General features: G+C 57.1%; 19 protein-coding genes. 13 read left to right on the top strand and 6 right to left on the bottom strand.

Annotated features, from left to right (window positions below):
- The 3 genes from NUV55_RS13890 to NUV55_RS11835 all read left to right on the top strand — a co-directional run.
- Positions 1-124, top strand: a 124-nt coding sequence (locus NUV55_RS13890) for a hypothetical protein (protein WP_367280414.1), incomplete at its 5' end; no start/stop codon positions are given.
- A gap of 110 nt (positions 125-234) precedes the next feature.
- Positions 235-996 (top strand): hypothetical protein, encoded by a 762-nt coding sequence (locus NUV55_RS11840; RefSeq protein WP_296673246.1) that lies wholly within the window; start codon positions 235-237, stop codon positions 994-996.
- 13 nt (positions 997-1,009) lie between these two features.
- Positions 1,010-2,290, top strand: a complete 1,281-nt coding sequence (locus NUV55_RS11835; RefSeq protein WP_296673244.1) for a cupin domain-containing protein — start codon at positions 1,010-1,012, stop codon at positions 2,288-2,290.
- Positions 2,291-2,308: 18 nt separating this feature from the next.
- Here NUV55_RS11835 and NUV55_RS11830 read toward each other — a convergent pair whose 3' ends face one another.
- A complete protein-coding gene (locus NUV55_RS11830; RefSeq protein ID WP_296673243.1) occupies positions 2,309-2,920 on the bottom strand; it encodes a GNAT family N-acetyltransferase in 612 nt (203 codons plus the stop codon).
- 132 nt (positions 2,921-3,052) lie between these two features.
- Between NUV55_RS11830 and uvrD the strand changes: the two genes are divergently transcribed.
- The 3 genes from uvrD (at position 3,053) to NUV55_RS11815 (ending at position 7,253) form a co-directional block, all read left to right on the top strand.
- The gene (uvrD, locus tag NUV55_RS11825; RefSeq protein WP_296673241.1) at positions 3,053-5,218 is read left to right on the top strand and encodes a DNA helicase II; all 2,166 of its coding nucleotides are present in this window, start codon (positions 3,053-3,055) and stop codon (positions 5,216-5,218) included.
- A 105-nt stretch (positions 5,219-5,323) separates the two neighbouring features.
- On the top strand, positions 5,324-6,082 hold the full coding sequence (locus NUV55_RS11820) for a GGDEF domain-containing protein (RefSeq protein WP_296673240.1): 759 nt from the start codon (positions 5,324-5,326) through the stop codon (positions 6,080-6,082).
- 97 nt (positions 6,083-6,179) lie between these two features.
- On the top strand, positions 6,180-7,253 hold the full coding sequence (locus tag NUV55_RS11815) for a TRAP transporter substrate-binding protein (protein ID WP_296673238.1): 1,074 nt from the start codon (positions 6,180-6,182) through the stop codon (positions 7,251-7,253).
- Between the two features lie 195 nt (positions 7,254-7,448).
- Here the strand turns inward: NUV55_RS11815 and NUV55_RS11810 are convergent, their stop codons facing one another.
- The 3 genes from NUV55_RS11810 to NUV55_RS11800 form a co-directional block, all read right to left on the bottom strand.
- The gene (locus NUV55_RS11810) at positions 7,449-8,765 is read right to left on the bottom strand and encodes a ThiF family adenylyltransferase (protein ID WP_296673236.1); all 1,317 of its coding nucleotides are present in this window, start codon (positions 8,763-8,765) and stop codon (positions 7,449-7,451) included.
- Entirely contained in the window at positions 8,762-9,121 is a 360-nt protein-coding gene (locus NUV55_RS11805; protein ID WP_296673234.1) for a hypothetical protein, read from the bottom strand. Before NUV55_RS11805 ends, NUV55_RS11810 begins: the two co-directional genes overlap by 4 nt.
- An 82-nt stretch (positions 9,122-9,203) precedes the next feature.
- Positions 9,204-9,452, bottom strand: a complete 249-nt coding sequence (locus tag NUV55_RS11800; RefSeq protein WP_296673232.1) for a DUF2604 domain-containing protein — start codon at positions 9,450-9,452, stop codon at positions 9,204-9,206.
- 189 nt (positions 9,453-9,641) lie between these two features.
- On the opposite strand from NUV55_RS11800, the gene NUV55_RS11795 reads away from it, so the two are divergent.
- The 7 genes from NUV55_RS11795 to hemG all read left to right on the top strand — a co-directional run bounded on the left by NUV55_RS11795 (position 9,642) and on the right by hemG (position 13,817).
- Positions 9,642-10,052, top strand: a complete 411-nt coding sequence (locus NUV55_RS11795) for a helix-turn-helix domain-containing protein (protein WP_296673230.1) — start codon at positions 9,642-9,644, stop codon at positions 10,050-10,052.
- Positions 10,053-10,231: 179 nt separating this feature from the next.
- A complete protein-coding gene (locus tag NUV55_RS11790; protein ID WP_296673228.1) occupies positions 10,232-10,435 on the top strand; it encodes a hypothetical protein in 204 nt (67 codons plus the stop codon).
- 44 nt (positions 10,436-10,479) lie between these two features.
- The gene (locus tag NUV55_RS11785; protein ID WP_296673226.1) at positions 10,480-12,081 is read left to right on the top strand and encodes a hypothetical protein; all 1,602 of its coding nucleotides are present in this window, start codon (positions 10,480-10,482) and stop codon (positions 12,079-12,081) included.
- A gap of 265 nt (positions 12,082-12,346) precedes the next feature.
- Positions 12,347-12,625 (top strand): BrnT family toxin, encoded by a 279-nt coding sequence (locus NUV55_RS11780; protein WP_296673224.1) that lies wholly within the window; start codon positions 12,347-12,349, stop codon positions 12,623-12,625.
- On the top strand, positions 12,609-12,890 hold the full coding sequence (locus tag NUV55_RS11775) for a hypothetical protein (RefSeq protein WP_296673223.1): 282 nt from the start codon (positions 12,609-12,611) through the stop codon (positions 12,888-12,890). The genes NUV55_RS11780 and NUV55_RS11775 overlap by 17 nt, the downstream gene beginning before the upstream one ends.
- 53 nt (positions 12,891-12,943) lie before the next feature.
- Positions 12,944-13,249: a HigA family addiction module antitoxin gene (locus NUV55_RS11770; RefSeq protein ID WP_296673221.1), complete on the top strand. Its 306-nt coding sequence runs from the start codon at positions 12,944-12,946 to the stop codon at positions 13,247-13,249.
- 37 nt (positions 13,250-13,286) lie between these two features.
- Complete coding sequence (gene hemG / locus NUV55_RS11765) at positions 13,287-13,817, top strand: menaquinone-dependent protoporphyrinogen IX dehydrogenase (protein ID WP_296673219.1); 531 nt, start codon at positions 13,287-13,289, stop codon at positions 13,815-13,817.
- 72 nt (positions 13,818-13,889) lie between these two features.
- Here the strand turns inward: hemG and NUV55_RS11760 are convergent, their stop codons facing one another.
- A complete protein-coding gene (locus NUV55_RS11760) occupies positions 13,890-15,272 on the bottom strand; it encodes a TRAP transporter large permease subunit (protein ID WP_296673217.1) in 1,383 nt (460 codons plus the stop codon).
- A gap of 11 nt (positions 15,273-15,283) precedes the next feature.
- Positions 15,284-15,823: a TRAP transporter small permease subunit gene (locus NUV55_RS11755; protein WP_296673216.1), complete on the bottom strand. Its 540-nt coding sequence runs from the start codon at positions 15,821-15,823 to the stop codon at positions 15,284-15,286.
- Positions 15,824-15,863: the final 40 nt, after the last annotated feature.

Below are 15,863 nucleotides of genomic sequence, written 5' to 3'. Positions count from 1 at the left end.
TGAAACCACCTCGCCGATTCTCTACACCGTGCCACTGCAGTTGCTGGCTTATTACGTCGCGCTGGCGAAGGGCACGGACGTGGATCAGCCGCGGAATCTCGCCAAATCGGTAACGGTCGAGTGATTAACCGATTGGATTATTGTTAGATTTGGCGATAGCTTTCTTTAACGCAAGGCTTACACAATAAGCCCCTCGCCAATTCTGCCACACGCTTTGACGACGCAAGGATCGCAATGAAAACGGCAACGTCTTTCCTGCTCTTAAAGCTAAATCGGCTCCTCGCACATTATCGCGAAGGCGGCTTCGTGCGAATATTCAAAATTCTGGCCTCATATGGTGTTGCAAATGGCGGAGCCCTCTGGCTGGCCGATATCCAAATCCTGAGATTGATGGGCGCAGTGGAAACACAAACGTTCCAACCACTCGCCGGGTATACCTTCGGATTCGCGACCCTTATGAACCTCGATGCAATACTGGTTTGCGCACCCAACGCTGACCGGGTGCATCTCGACGTAATGTTTCGCAAGTTTTTTCGCGACGGAGCCCGCTGTGCCGTTGCTCTGAACGGTGAGCGCGTCGTCGGCTATGTATGGGCGTTTACCGGTGAGTATGTGATCACGCTCGATGATTATCGCCGGTGTAACCTGAACGTGCGACTCGATTCCCGCTCGGTATTCACCGGCAACGCATATGTTATACCGCCGCATCGCGGGCGCAGACTGTTCCAGCGTCTCAAGCTCTATCTCATGCAGTATTATCCACCCGGCACGCATTTCTATACTTCGATCGACGATCTCAATGCACCGTCGCTTGCCGCCAATCGTCGGCTTGGATTCCGCAAGCTCGCAACGCTTCGGTTCGTCGGGGTGTTCTCTCGCACGATGCTCTATTTGCGCGAAAAAGACAGTCAGCGATGGCGAGCTTTCCGTACCCATTGGCCGGCTCTAAAACTCGACGACGGACGACTACAGACGGACTCATCGAATTCTCCCTGACCATCACGACTATATGTCTGTAGCCAACAAACCTTTACTGGCAGCGCTGTTGTCGCCGAAAGCCGCCGATGAATTCCTGAACCAATACTGGCCAAAACGGCCGTTCGTGGCACAGAGCGACCCGGCGCGCTGGCCGGCGCTGTTGCGCGGCGAGGAACTGGCGAGCGTGCAGAATCTGGCCAAGCGTTATCGCGGCAGTCTGCGTTTCACCCACGGGCGCAAGAGCGATCAGATGATCCAGATCGACCGGGTCGATCCCTCCATACTGTTCGAGATGGGGCTCACTTTGAATTTCGAGGACATTGGGCCGTATGTTCCCGGGACGCCGGAATTCCTGCGCGGTCTGGAGTCCGAGCTCGGGCTGAATGAAGGTTCACTGGTCATGAGCGCCTTTGCCTCGCCGTTTCAGGATGGTCTGAGTTGCCACTTCGATGCGCAGGATGTCATTTCTCTCCAGCTGCATGGCACCAAGCGTTTTCATTACGCACCGGTGCAGGAACTTGCCATGCCCTATGGCACGCAGTACATCTCTGGCGGCAAGCCGTACGACGAGCTGTACGCGCAGGCGCAGAACGGATTTCCGGAAAACAAGAACGTGAAGTTCGAAACCGCCGCGATGAAACCGGGCTCGGTGCTGTTCCTGCCGCGCGGCACCTGGCATTACACCGAGGCCAGCGAACCTTCATTGTCGCTCAGCATCACCATCAGCCCGCCGACGCTGCTCGACTGCGCCATGGAGCAGATCCGCTGGTTGCTGTTGCAGGACAGTGCCTGGCGCGAACCGTTGTACGGCGCCACTGGTAATGGCACGCTAAACACCAAGTTGCACACCCATGCCAAACAATTGCTCGCGCGCCTGCCGCAACTGGTGGCATCGCTTTCCCCCGAGGATCTGATTCAGGCCCCGATCCCGGTAGCCAAACGCCTCGACCAAATCAACGAAAATTCCAGGTTCCAGCGTATACCGGACGCGGCGCTAGAACTAGAAGTAGAGTCCGATAAATCGCCCCAAGGCACGAAGGTGGTGGCCATCCGGCTGGGACATTCCGATTCGACGGATCGAATATCTGCGCGCCTGGAAATATCCTCCGAGGTGCTGATGGTCTTTCGCTGGATCGAGGAACAGCGCAAGCCTTTCACCGCCGCCGAGGTGCAAAAGGCCTTTCCCCAGATCTCCTTCGAGGAGCTGAAAAAAATCCTCATCACCCTGACCCGGGCGCAATTCATCAAGATGTTCTGGTTTGCCGAGCTGGCACCACAGGCCCGCGTGGGCGCGGTGAGCCGAGAGACTTGAGGAATCGACGTTGTCTGGCTACATCCACACCGGGTTGTAACGCAGCCACCGCCCATCGCAGAAAGTGATGGTGGAAAAGAAACTCCGTGACACGCGCAAGCCCAATTCCTTCGAGCCGAAGGTCTGATACAGCCGCCTTGACGGGACATTGCTGGTGGCCACGGCGTTGTAGAGGCGCTTGAAACCCATATCCACCAACTGTTTCTGGGTGAGCGCCAGAAATTCCCCGGCGTAGCCCTGAGCACGGAAGGCGCGTGCGATGTACAGTCCGAAGGCGTAGACCTCGTCGTCGAGCAACGATACGCCATAGAGTTTCAGTTGCGGATGCGGAATGGCCGAGGTGACCCACCAGCGGTAGCCGATGATACTGCCGTTCAGGAGCGCCACGCGGCCCTCGTAACGGTTGCGAAAACAGTCGTCGAGCATGCGCAAGGAGCGCGCGGTCTCTCTGTGATGTTCCTGGATGAATTCCACCAGTTCTTTGAGGTGGCCAACGTGCATCGGGACCACTTCCAGGCGCCCGGACGACTTCAACCCGGAAACCACCGTCAGATCCTTGCACAGCAGCATGTCCTCGCGCTTGCGCACAACGAAGGACAGTATTTCCCTCAGCTTTTCTTTAAGTGACATGAGATGTTCCCTGAAAAATCGACAGACTTTTTTATTAATGCCAGTGTAAAGCCTTATTTCGGCTGTTCCTACCATGGCGGCTGGCTGGCTGATTTCCCCCGAGTTCTGCCGCGTCTCTGGTAAAATCCCGCGATGGATGTCTCCCACCTGATGGACGAACTCAACGACGCGCAGCGCGAGGCCGTGAGCGCGCCTCCGGGGCCGTTGCTGGTGCTGGCCGGGGCCGGCAGCGGCAAGACGCGCGTGCTGACCCACCGCGTGGCCTGGCTGGTGGGCGTGGAGGGCATCTCGCCACACGCGATCCTGGCGGTGACTTTCACCAACAAGGCTGCCCACGAGATGCGCGGTCGCATTGAATCCATGCTGCAGTCACCGGTCGGCGGCATGTGGACCGGGACCTTTCATGGACTCTCGCACCGTTTGCTGCGTTCTCACTGGAAAGAGGCAAATCTCCCGCAGACATTCACGATTCTTGATAGTGAAGACCAACTCAGAGTCATCAGGCGGCTCATGAAAGCCATGAATATGGATGAGGCCTATTGGCCGCCCAAGCAGGCCATGTGGTTCATCAACGGCCACAAGGAAGAGGGTCGGCGCCCCAAGGACCTCGGCGAATCCAACGACCCGACCCAGCGCGAGTTGCGGCGCGTCTATATCGCCTACGAGGAAATCTGTCAGCGTTCGGGATTGGTAGATTTCGCCGAGCTGCTGCTACGCGCCTACGAACTGTTGCGCGACAACCCAACTATGCGCGAGCACTACCAGGGACGTTTCCGTCATGTACTGGTGGATGAGTTTCAGGACACCAACCGCATCCAGTATGCCTGGCTCAGGCAGTTCGTCGGACCCGAGCGCAACCTGTTCGTGGTCGGCGACGATGACCAGTCCATCTACGGTTGGCGCGGCGCCAAGGTGGAAAATATTCTCAAGTTTGAAAACGACCACCCCGGCACGCGCACCATTCGCCTCGAGCAGAACTACCGCTCTACCTCGACCATCCTTAAAGCCGCCAATGCTGTTATCGGCAACAACACTGGACGTCTCGGCAAGAACCTGTGGACCGCGGGCGAGGAAGGCGAACTGATCCAGTTCTACACCGGCTATACCGATTACGACGAGGCGCGTTTCGTGATTGACCGCATCCAGGACTGGGTGGCGCATGGGCATGCGCGCGCCGAGTGCGCGGTGCTATACCGGTCGAATGCCCAATCGCGCCTGTTCGAGGAGCGCCTGATCAACGAAGGCATTCCCTATCGCGTGTACGGCGGTCTGCGCTTTTTCGAGCGCGCCGAGATCAAGGACGCGCTCGCCTACCTTCGACTCATGGCCAGCCGCCACGACGACTCCTCGTTTGAGCGTGTGGTAAATCTGCCCACACGCGGTATTGGCGCTAAGACTTTGGATGCACTGCGCGACCTTGCCAAAGTTGAAAAAATTTCCCTGTGGGACGCGGCGCAGAAACTGCTCGGCGCCGCCGAGCTGCCGCCCCGCGCGCGCGAAGCGCTGCACGGTTTCATGCAGCTTATCGAACGCCTGGCGCGCGAAACGACCGGACTCGTGCTGGGTGAAACGGTGGAACTGATGCTTGCCGGCAGCGGGCTGATCGAGCACTACAAAAAAGAGAAAGGCGAAAAGGCCGAATCGCGCGTGGAAAACCTGGAAGAATTGATTAATGCCGCGCGCGGCTATGAACATGACGAGGCCGAGGGCCTCGATCCGCTATCCTCGTTTCTGGCGCACGCGGCCCTGGAGGCTGGCGAAGGCCAGGCCGAGGCCTGGCAGGACTGCGTGCAGCTCATGAGCCTGCACTCGGCCAAGGGGCTGGAGTTTCCGCTGGTGTTCCTGACCGGTCTGGAAGAAGGCCTGTTCCCGCACCAGCACTCGCTCGAGGACCCCACCCGGCTCGAGGAGGAGCGGCGCCTGTGCTATGTCGGCATGACCCGGGCACGGCAGCAGCTGGTGCTGACCCAGGCTGAGCTGCGGCGTCTGCACGGTAACGAGCGCTATACCAGTCCCTCGCGTTTTCTGGGCGAGATCCCCGAGGAATTAATCCAGGAAATCCGCGCCAAGCCTATGGTTTCGGCCTATCCCTCCGCCAAACTCGCGACCGGCCTGCCGGCCCAGGAGCCCCCGGCCGGCGGTATGCGCCTCGGCAGCCGGGTGCGCCACGGGACCTTCGGCGAAGGTGTGGTGCTGCGCTACGAAGGCCAGGGGTCGCATGCCCGGGTGCAGGTCAATTTCGAGGCCGCCGGCACCAAATGGCTGGTCATTGGTTACGCCAATCTGCAGTCGCTCTAACCTCGTCTCTGCCCTTGCATCCCCGTCCGGTGGACTATAGTTAAAGAAAAGAAAAACACAGGGAACACCGGTCAAACCGGGTAGAGAAAACAACGGGGATGTCTCTTGAAGGAAGCTAGGAGCGAGGTTTCAACGGCGATCAAGGCCATGCTGGCCATTGTGGTGATCGTTTTCGTCACCGAAGTGCTGATCATGTACGCGCTGCGCTACATGGGATTCGAGCACGGCATCAATTTCTATCTCCTCGACGGTATTCTGCTCGCACTGATCTGCGCACCGCCGATCTACTGGCTGGTGCTGAGCCCCATTCGCAACGAATACATCAAGCGCCTGCGTGGCGAGGGCGATGACGATGACCTGAGCCAGATGGCCATCACCGATCCGCTCACGCGCATCATGAACCGCCGCGGCATCACCGTCGGCCTGCTCGACGCCATGGCCCAGGCCGAGCGCTACCGCGCGCCGCTAACGGTCGCCATGGCCGACGTCGATCTGCTGAAAGAAATCAACGCGACTTATGGTCGCGGTGGCGGCGACCGTGTGCTCAAGGATCTGGCCGGCGTGCTCGCCGACGCTCTGCGCATGCCGGACAAGGTCGGGCGCTATGGCGGTGAAGAATTTCTGATTTTACTGCCGCACACCAGCCTGGTGCAGGGCAAGAAGATTGTCGAACGCATCCGCGCCTCGGTCAGCAAATGGGATTTTGACGTGGGCTCGAAGAAGGTCCGTCTGACCATCAGCATCGGCGTCACTCAGTACAAGACCGGTGAAGATCTTGAGCAGTTGATGTCGCACGCCAGCGGCGCCCTGCAGGAAGCTAAACAAGGCGGCCGCAATAAAGTCGTAGCCAGCAAGAAGCGCTAAACCTCTTTTCAGTTCTTCCTTTTTGTAAATCGTTTGGCTCCGGCGCATGGCTGGGGCAGAATGTCTGCTGTCCGCGAAATCCATAACAAAAAATGACATGAAACGACGCGATGTTCTCAAGGGCGCCGGGCTCGGGCTGATGGGCGTGGCCGGCGCGGTGCGCGCCGATGAAGCGCCCGCGATCCGCTGGCGCCTTGCCTCAAGTTTCCCCAAGAGCGTGGACGCCATCTACGGCGCGGCCGAACGCCTCGCCCGCCGCGTCGGCGAAGTCACCGGAGGCAAATTCCAGATCCGCGTGTTCGCCGGCGGCGAGATCGTGCCGGGTTTGCAGGTTATGGACGCCGTCGGACAGGCAACGGTTGAATGCGGGCAAACCGCCGGCTACTACTACGTCGGCAAGAACATGGCCTTCGCCTTCGAGACCGCGCTGCCGTTCGGTCTGAACGCGCGCCAGCAGATCGCCTGGATGTACGCCGGCGGCGGGCGCGAGCTGATGCGCGATCTCTACGCGGAGCATGGCGTGGTGATGTTCCCCGGCGGCAACACCGGCGTGCAGATGGGCGGCTGGTTTCGCCGCGAGATCAAATCCATCGCCGACCTCAAGGGCCTCAAGATGCGCATCCCCGGCCTCGGCGGCCAGATCATGGCGCGCCTCGGCGTGGTGCCGCAGACGCTGGCCGGCGGCGACATTTATCCGGCGCTCGAAAGCGGCGCGCTCGACGCCACCGAATGGGTCGGGCCCTACGACGACGAGAAGCTCGGATTTCACAAGGTCGCGAAGCACTATTACTACCCCGGCTGGTGGGAGCCCGGGCCGCAGATTTCCTTCTACGTGAATTTAAAGAAGTGGCAAGAGTTGCCGCCGGCGTATCGGGCGGCGTTCGAGGCCGCCGCGGCCGAGGCCAATCTATACATGCTCGCCGACTACGACGCCAAAAATCCGCCGGCGCTACAACGCCTGCTCAAGGCCGGCGTGCAACTGCACGCCTTCCCCAAGGACGTCATGCTCGCGGCACGCAAGACGGCGTTCGAGATGTACGAGGAAGAGGCGCGCAAGAATGCGGTATTCAAACGCATCTACACCGAGTGGAAAAAATTCGCCCTCGCCAGCGACCAGTGGTTCAAGGTGGCCGAGTCGCCGTATGCGAATTTCATGCACTATGTGAAGTAACCGGCGTTGGCTGCGGCGGGTTCGACCTACTGTTGCGCTCTTCGCCCTTCTCGTGTCCAGCGCTGTTGTAACAGTATGGGTTATGAAAATCGGAGACTCTGCATCTCCTAAGGCAATTATCTTTCAGGAGACGCCGAAGTGAACGTAAATGAAAAACAAAAATCCCATCCTGTCGTTAGTTATGTGCCGTGATATTCAAAGATCATGTGTAGTAACAGCCGGGCTAAGAATTCGGGAGCCCAAGCAGCCTGTAGGACAATCTTTCCGGCCAGCGACTGGTCTCCAGAGAGCAGCATTTGCCATATCCATGCGCAGGGAAGAAACCCAAAGATGTTGTTGCCGATCATCATGGGGCAGACCGCCAACATGCCGAAGGAAGCGCACGGCTAGCGCGAGACCCGCCCAAAAAGATACGAAAGAAACCGTAGGTATCGGACCAGCGGGTTGAGGATCGTCAATCGGGTGTAGACAGCCGGCACAAGGTTGTTGTGCTTCATGTGACGATATTGAGGCCTCAAAGTGGGTGGTGGCGCCAATACCCACCCAGCCTTGCGTTGCGCGTTGCACCTCCCACCGTGAAGGAATGTCATCGACACCGACAAGGACGTGCGGTGCCAATGGCAGGTGTTGGGCTGATGTCGCCATAGAAAACCGTTCCAGTATAGGCGTACACACAAACAAAGTAGGCGCCGACAGTGTGGCAATGTCAACCTTTGCCCCGGAATCAGATCGACGAAACAGCATTTGACGATTGATGTTGCTGAGTTCTGCATCGTCATCATCAAAAATTCGTATGGCTAGCTTGATGGGCAACCGAAAGAGCGCGTACAGGGTTGCCTGTGTGATGGCGCCAGCGCTGATGACATCTATCTTTACAGATTTGTTCTCGGGCAGAATAAGACCATCGCCTTCAAAGTCCCAAGTTGCAAAGTCACAAGGCGCTAAGTATTCATCCCATACTGGACGAAGGGGCATGGTGCGGACCACGGTCTTGAAAACTTCGGACGCAGCTAGAACGGCAGCCACCATTCCTCCGATCGGCCAATCAGTGCCCCACCGCTCGCCAGTGAAAATGCCGCGCGCTATGTGACCAGCCCATGCGCTCCCGGTCACGCGCCAGAAATTCGGGTCCAGTTCGGTCGGTGTGTCGCCGAGAACGAAGACCAGACCACAAGCTAGATGACCGTCACGGGTGACGGCAGTGCCGGGAACTCCATCGGCACCGAAATCAACCAAGGCCGCACGGAGGTGCTTGCCACGCAGTGGGGGTTGCGGCCCAATGATCTCTACCTCTGGAATATCGAGATCAACTTGGATACCCATGCGCACGACCAGAGAAACCAATGTGACCAACGCGGTCTGGCCTGCATGGGTACGGAGGTTTGCCTCGTCCGCAATAAACCTGACGCGAAAGGACTGGAGCCGCTTGACGATCGCGTCGTCGGATATGTCGTCTGTGACGGCATCCCGAATGAGCCGTATGGTCCGGTCGAGCGCCTTTTTAGCGGTCACGGTGTGATCTCGATCTCTGACTCAACCGCAAGCTCATGCCAATGCCCGTCCGCTCCTAATTGGCCAATCCAGGCTTCGCCCAGTGATACTGCACCCCTTGCAAAGTTAGGAATAACGATTGAGATGAAACCTGGCTGTGAGACCACCGGAAATTGATCGTCAGTAGCGGAATGAAAGGCTTGGCCTGGATGTGTGTGGATTTGGGCACGGATGACTCGGTTCTCTCGGGCCAAACGAAACCAATATTCCGTCAGCCATGTACCATCTATTTCATATTCGCGTGGCGAACGCCGGTGGTTGGGATGATCCTGCCAATTAACGACGTTTGATAACTCGGCAGGACCGGTCCAGTACACAACACACTCATTTTGCCCACGCCCACACTCCCGTAGCGCGTGGAACGTTGATGCGAGAAGTGCAGCAGGGACTCGCAGCATGTCAGCCCCCCCTGACCGTACTCGGGCGGAGCGCAAGCAGTTCCCCCGGCTTGATGCCCGCGGCGGCCACGCTTTGGTTCACAGGGATTTCCGTGCCGTCTTCCTTAAAAAGTGCCAATGTGTGGACGTTTTGTGTGACCCCAAAGAGGTGGGCAGCATGTTCAACTACCGCCGTAATCTGCTGATGCGGTTCAAGCGTCAGCGATTTGGTCAACCCGTTATAAACAATCTGAATCTCGAATTTGTTCATATTCTTACTTCCTTGTTAGCGCCGCAGCGATCGAAAAGCAGGATGCTTTTAATATCTTGCATTGCTCACTATAATTAATAGCAGGCATTGCTTGATACGTCAAGCAGTGTCAAACGGTGCTTGATTTGGTAGGCAATTGCGACTAGCCTTTGCTGGCACAGCGCGACTAGACATAGACACAATCTTTATATGACATTCAATCAGTTAGCCGATGAGCTTAAGCAGCTCCGGAAGATTAATGGTTCCTCGCTTCGACAAGTGGAAGAGGCAACCGGGATCTCCAATGCCTACCTATCCCAGCTGGAACATGGTGATGCAGTTAAGCCTTCGCCCGACAAGCTTGCCCGCCTCGCAGATTTTTACAGAGTTTCATACGAACAGCTTATGGAGCTCGCTGGCTACTTAGGCCAATCAATGCATTCCGAAGTACGTGCAGCACGCCCAAAAATCGTGAGTACTTCAAGAACTAAATCCTCAAGAACCAGTGTCCTCCGCCAGGCTTTGCTGAATACTGAACTCAGCGCCGAAGAAGAGGCCTTGGTGGCAGATTACATTTCGTTCTTGAAAGCGAAGAACAAAAGATCCAGCCGTCAATTTTAATTGACTCGCGCTCAAAATTTTTTGATCTGCTTTCGAAAAAAGACTCAACTATTCAGCCATGTTTCAGCGTTCAATTTTATTTTGTTGTTTGGTATGCCGTGGAGTGAGCACGCTCGCCACGGTGTTGCAACGCACGTAGTTGGATTCAACGAGCAGCTATCGGCGCACGGGGGCAGATAATGGATAAGAAAGATAAGTACACACTTTGGACTAACCCAATGGAGAATTGGACGCAAGCATTTGAGGGCGTCACGATTACCACGGCCATTGAAAATGCAGTGCAGAAGGAACTCAAGAAAGTTAATGACAAGAAGATTGAGGAACGAACTAAACCGTATATGACACCAGTAACCAGCGCGGTCTTAAGTAAGACTGTAGAGTAGTCGTCAACGTAGGCGCATTAATTAGTTGATGGCGCGCTAGGCGCATGCCACAGAAATTTCACCATTCTCCAGAAGATCTTCGTTTCCACTCCTTTGGGTCGGCATCCGATCCATTATCTGAATTGATCCAGACAAACCAGGTTCGGTATCTTCGGTGCTATTTTGCAGATCTGGGCGCGACTTCCGTTCTGGAAGAGCCAAGCTACTTCGATCGTGACTACTTGGCTGAATTCTCCGCCTTCTATTCAACCAGTTCGGTTGGTTATCGAAATATCTGTCGTCGCATACACCTGTTCAAAGGAGATCCGGTTACTCGAGAACGCGTCATAGAGGCGGCGTCAGGAAATGAAGCTACTGTTGATTCTTTTAATGATTCATATCTTGGGTTTATTGTGATCCGTCCAATTCCGGCAGCGCAGCTTGGAAGGACGGTTGTGCGCTGGTATGACGAACGCTTTCCCTCAACGCCACGAATCACAGGGCCATCGCGCGAATACAAGATCAACATCGCAGGATTTTGTCTGAAGGTAACGGGATTAGCTTGGCAACAGCAGGACACGGGTGTTGGTGCGTGCGCAACGATCGCTTTATGGACAATGCTGCACTCGTCCGCGTTCGATGATCATCATGCAATTCCCACGACTGCTGATATTACCCGCTCTGCCCACAAAAGCGCATCGCTTGGCGCGCGAATATTTCCTTCCGTTGGATTAACCATACCGCAGATTTGCGAAGCGATTAAAGAACATAATCTTGCGCCATTGATACTCGAGGGTGATGTGCGCGACCGCCACTGGAATCCTATTGGGTTCAGTCGTGAGCGTTTCGCTAGTTCTTGCGCAGCATTCGTGCGCTCCGGTTATCCAATCCTGTTGATTGGCTCATTTACTGATAGTGACGAGGGCCCAAGTGGGCATGCGATGTGTGTCGTGGGTTTTCGTTCCGGCGCACCGGCACCGATCAAACCAGGGGAAGTTAGCCTTCAAGAATCCAACATTGAACATGTATATGTTCATGACGATAACATCGGCCCTAGCGTGCGTTTCAAGGTAGCAAGTATGCGAACCTCTGGTTTAATCCGGAGACAGCATGTTGCCGTCATCAAGCCCGACGCACCACCTCCGACGACCAGCAGGCAAAAACTGCAATGTGAAACATCAGATTATCCGGCGTTTTGTCCAACGCATCTCGTGGTTGCCGCACACAATGATCTGCGAACCTCGCCTGATCGGCTCCACGCTGCTGGTGTGACGACCGCGTCGTATTTCAGTTCTGCCTTAATGAGTCTGGCCAAAGCGACTAAGACACCTGGGTTTGGAATTACGGTATCTACCAGATTTATTAAACTCGCCAAATATGTTGATAAGGAGCTGGAGAATATTTTAAAGTCAGATCCATCGAGACTTTCTCGTGTCCGTCTTGCGCTCTGGGAGAAGGTCCCCCCAATGAGCCTGCATATAGGTGTGGTTCGTTTAGGACTCGACGACACCACGCCTTTGGTGGACATCTTGTATGACACAACAGACAGCGACAGAAATCACCCAGTTTTTGCCCACATTGCCTATCAAGGGTGGGTAAGTTCTCTGATGTCGCTTCTGACCAAAGCAGGAAGGGGAGATTTTGGCGTAAGCGTCGAGGCATTTTGAGGACAGATGCGGACAACCGTCATAAAAACTCAACTCTAGGCAGCCCTAGTTGGCAAACTGCCTGAGTGCTTCCTCAGGCTTTATTCCGCTATATCAGGGACTAACGTGGTGTTACCTCCACTCCGGCGGCAGAAAGCCGGCGTCGGGATTGACCTCCAGCGGAATTTCATGATCGTGTTTTCCCGACCCGTGCACAATCCCAGTCGCCATACCATGGTATGGCTCATTGTATGGCCTTCATGCCAGTTTGTGCTACCATTCCCGCATGGCAAAAGCGCGTTTCGACTGGGATGAGAAGAAAAACCACGAGAACCAGAAGAAGCACGGCGTCTCGTTTGGGCTTGCCCAGCTGGCCTTTACCGACTCAAGACGCGTCATTGCCGAAGACCTTACTCACAGCCACGGCGAAAAGCGGTATTACTGTATCGGCCGGGTGGGGCACGGAGTCCTGACGGTCCGTTTCACTTATCGTGAGGGCGTTATTCGCATTATTGGCGCCGGATACTGGCGCAGGGGCAAGAGGATTTATGAAGAGCAAAGTTAAATACACAGATGAGCCGATGGGAAAGCTGCGCGTGATGGATGATTTCCTCCCCGCGCCCGAAGAACTCGTGTTCAAGGAAGACAACGTCAAGATCACCATGGCCCTGAGCAAATCCAGCGTGGAATTCTTCAAGGCCGAGGCGAAAAAACATCATACTTCCTATCAGGCCATGATTCGCCGGCTGGTTGATCATTACGCTTCGCGACACGCGAAGCGCCGAGCCGTGCCTTCCGACGAGCGTGCCAAACGACGGAGCGCTGCTTAAGGTGGTGTTACCGCTACTCGGGCGAATCAAAAAAACCAAGCTCAATTATTACGATGGCTCGCAAACGCAAGTTCTCTAAACCCATCCATCCGGGTGAAATCCTGCTCGAAGATTTCATGAAGCCGATGGATGTCTGCATTAACCGCCTGGCGCGGGACATCGCCGTGCCCCCGGGCCGCATCAGCGCCATCGTCAATGGCAAGCGCGTCATCAACGCCGATACCGCCCTGCGTCTCGGCAAGTACTTCAATGTTTCGCCCGAGGTATGGATGGGGTTGCAGGCCGATTACGACCTGCGCGTGGCTCAACGCACCATCGGTGCCGAGGTGGAAAGACGCGTCCAGCAGCACGTAGCCTAATCAATGGGTGACCCCATTGAATGAGTGTTATTGAAAAATGGCAAGCATCCTTATTATCTACTCAACCACGGATGGTCATACCCTGAAAATCTGCCAGCGCCTGCAGCAGGTCATCGAACGGGAGCACCACCGGGTGGAGCTGGTCCCGGTGAGCGAGGCGGACAGCGCGGAGCTGAACCGGTTCGACAAGATCGTCATCGGCGCCAGCATCCGCTACGGCAAGCATCGCCCGGAAGTTTTCGATTTCATCGAAAGAAACCGGAAAGTCCTGGACAGCAAACCCGGCGCCTTTTTTACGGTCAACGTGGTGGCACGCAAACTGGAGAAGAACAGACCGGAAACCAATCCTTATGTAAAAAAGTTCCACAAGAAGTCATCCTGGCAACCCCGGCAATTGGCTGTCTTCGCGGGCAAAATCGACTATCAGAAATATTGCTTCTGGGACCGGCAGATCATCAGATTGATCATGTGGATGACCAAGGGTCCTACCGATCTCAAAACGGTGGCGGAGTTCACCAACTGGGAGGAGGTGGAAGTATTCGGGCGGCGTATTTGTATGATGGAATAACAAAAGAGCATGTAAAAAACACATCACCCGTCATTCAAGCCGGACACCTGCCGGCGCCGCTTGATTCAAGCGTTACCTCCACTCCGGCGGCAGAAAGCCGGCGTCGGGATCGACCTCCAGTGGCACCTCCATGATCGCACTCTCCGGAACGATGGGCGCATGGCCCACGATCTGCGGGAAGGCGATCACGATCGCTACCATCAGCAACTGCAACAGCACGAACGGCACCGCGCCCCAGTAGATATCGGTGGTGCGCACGCTCTTAGGCGCCACGCTGCGCAGGTAGAACAGCGCGAAGCCGAACGGCGGGTGCAGGAACGAGGTCTGCATGTTGATGCCGAGCAACACGCCGAACCAGATCGGGTCGATGCCGAGCTTGGCCGCGACCGGCGCCAGCAGTGGTACCACAATGAACGCGATCTCGAAGAAGTCGAGGAAGAACGCCAGCCCGAACACCAGCAGGTTCACGACGATCAGAAAGCCGATCGCGCCGCCGGGCAGTTGCGTCAGCAGGCTCTCCACCCAGAGGTCGCCGTCCATACCGCGGAACACCAGGCTGAACACGGTCGAGCCGATGAGGATGAAAATCACGAAGGAGGTCAATCGCGCGGTCGAGTCCATGGCCTGCCTCGCGACATCCAGCGTCAGCCGCCGGCGCAGCGCCGCCAGCGCCACGGCGCCGGCCGCGCCCAGCGCACCGCCCTCGGTGGGGGTGGCGATACCGAGAAAAATGGTGCCCAGCACCAGGAATATCAGCACCAGCGGCGGGATCAGCGTAATCGCCACGCGTTGCACCAGCGCTAAGCCGCGCAAGGTGCGCGCCTGCGGCGGCAGGGCCGGGGCGGCCTGCGGCTTTACCAGCGTGACGCCGAGGACATAGCAGAGGTACAGGCCGGCCAGCATCAGTGCCGGCGCCAGCGCGCCGGTGTACATGTCGCCGACCGAGGCGCCGAGCTGATCGGCCAGCACGATCAGCACGATCGACGGCGGCACGATCTGCGCCAGCGTGCCCGAGGCGGCGATGACACCGCTCGCGAAGCGCTTGTCGTAACCATAACGCAGCATGATGGGCAGTGAGATCAGGCCCATGGCGATCACCGTGGCCGCCATCACGCCGGTGGTGGCGGCCAGCAACGCGCCGACGAACACCACGGCGAAGGCGAGCCCGCCGCGCACGCGCCCGAACAACTGGCCGACGGTGTCGAGCAGCTCCTCGGCCATGCCGCTGCGCTCCAGCACCAGTCCCATGAAAGTGAAAAACGGAATCGCGAGTAATGTCTGGTTGGAGAAGATGCCGTAGACGCGTTCGGGCAGCGCCTGCAACAGGCTGAAATCGAACAGGCCGGACTGGATGCCGATGAAGGCGAACAACAGGCCATTGGCCGCGAGCGCAAACGCCACGGGATAACCGAGCAGCAGGAACAGCACCAGCCCGGCGAACATGAGCGGCGCCATGACGGTGAAACTCACACCTCCTCCTGTGGCTGCTCGTGTGGAAGTTTTCCTTCATCGCGCAGGAAGGCGATGCGCTTGATGATCTCGGCCACGCCTTGCATCGCGAGCAGAGTGAAACCGAGCGGAATGATCAGCCGCACCGGCCAACGAATCAGTCCACCGGCATCGGGCGACATCTCGCCACTCAGAAACGAATCGACGAAGCCGGGCCAGCCGAGCCACACCATCAGCCCACACAGCGGCAGCAGGAACAGCATCGTGCCGATGAGATCGATCCATGCTTGCGTGCGCGCCGACCAGCGTCCGTATATGACGTCGATGCGCACATGGCCGTTGTGCTTGAGGGTGTAGCCGGCGGCCAGCAGGATGATGGCGCCGAACAGGTACCACTGGATTTCCAGCCAGGCGTTGGACGAACGCCCCAGCCCGTAACGTGCCAGCGCATTCAGCGCCGATATCAGCGTGGCCGCGCCGACCAGCCACAGCACCGCGCGCCCGATGAATTCATTGGCGGCGTCGATGGCCTTGGCGATAGCGATCCAGAATTTCATGCGTCGTTATTCTTCGAATTGACGACCAAGACTACCGGGA

Origin of the sequence: Sulfuricaulis sp. (assembly GCF_024653915.1) — a bacterium.
Taxonomy (GTDB): Bacteria; Pseudomonadota; Gammaproteobacteria; order Acidiferrobacterales; family Sulfurifustaceae; genus Sulfuricaulis.
The sequence above is the reverse complement of the archived record's forward strand: the minus strand, read 5'-3'. Positions and strand labels throughout refer to the sequence as shown.

Excerpts from the sequence above, each read along its gene's own strand:
- NUV55_RS11840 (WP_296673246.1), top strand. The coding sequence starts at position 235 with ATGAAAACGGCAACGTCTTTCCTGCTCTTAAAGCTAAATCGGCTCCTC.
- NUV55_RS11835 (WP_296673244.1), top strand. The coding sequence starts at position 1,010 with ATGTCTGTAGCCAACAAACCTTTACTGGCAGCGCTGTTGTCGCCGAAA.
- NUV55_RS11830 (WP_296673243.1), bottom strand. The coding sequence starts at position 2,920 with ATGTCACTTAAAGAAAAGCTGAGGGAAATACTGTCCTTCGTTGTGCGC.
- uvrD (WP_296673241.1), top strand. The coding sequence starts at position 3,053 with ATGGATGTCTCCCACCTGATGGACGAACTCAACGACGCGCAGCGCGAG.
- NUV55_RS11815 (WP_296673238.1), top strand. The coding sequence starts at position 6,180 with ATGAAACGACGCGATGTTCTCAAGGGCGCCGGGCTCGGGCTGATGGGC.
- NUV55_RS11800 (WP_296673232.1), bottom strand. The coding sequence starts at position 9,452 with ATGAACAAATTCGAGATTCAGATTGTTTATAACGGGTTGACCAAATCG.
- NUV55_RS11795 (WP_296673230.1), top strand. The coding sequence starts at position 9,642 with ATGACATTCAATCAGTTAGCCGATGAGCTTAAGCAGCTCCGGAAGATT.
- NUV55_RS11790 (WP_296673228.1), top strand. The coding sequence starts at position 10,232 with ATGGATAAGAAAGATAAGTACACACTTTGGACTAACCCAATGGAGAAT.
- NUV55_RS11785 (WP_296673226.1), top strand. The coding sequence starts at position 10,480 with ATGCCACAGAAATTTCACCATTCTCCAGAAGATCTTCGTTTCCACTCC.
- NUV55_RS11780 (WP_296673224.1), top strand. The coding sequence starts at position 12,347 with ATGGCAAAAGCGCGTTTCGACTGGGATGAGAAGAAAAACCACGAGAAC.
- NUV55_RS11775 (WP_296673223.1), top strand. The coding sequence starts at position 12,609 with ATGAAGAGCAAAGTTAAATACACAGATGAGCCGATGGGAAAGCTGCGC.
- NUV55_RS11770 (WP_296673221.1), top strand. The coding sequence starts at position 12,944 with ATGGCTCGCAAACGCAAGTTCTCTAAACCCATCCATCCGGGTGAAATC.
- hemG (WP_296673219.1), top strand. The coding sequence starts at position 13,287 with ATGGCAAGCATCCTTATTATCTACTCAACCACGGATGGTCATACCCTG.
- NUV55_RS11760 (WP_296673217.1), bottom strand. The coding sequence starts at position 15,272 with ATGGCGCCGCTCATGTTCGCCGGGCTGGTGCTGTTCCTGCTGCTCGGT.
- NUV55_RS11755 (WP_296673216.1), bottom strand. The coding sequence starts at position 15,823 with ATGAAATTCTGGATCGCTATCGCCAAGGCCATCGACGCCGCCAATGAA.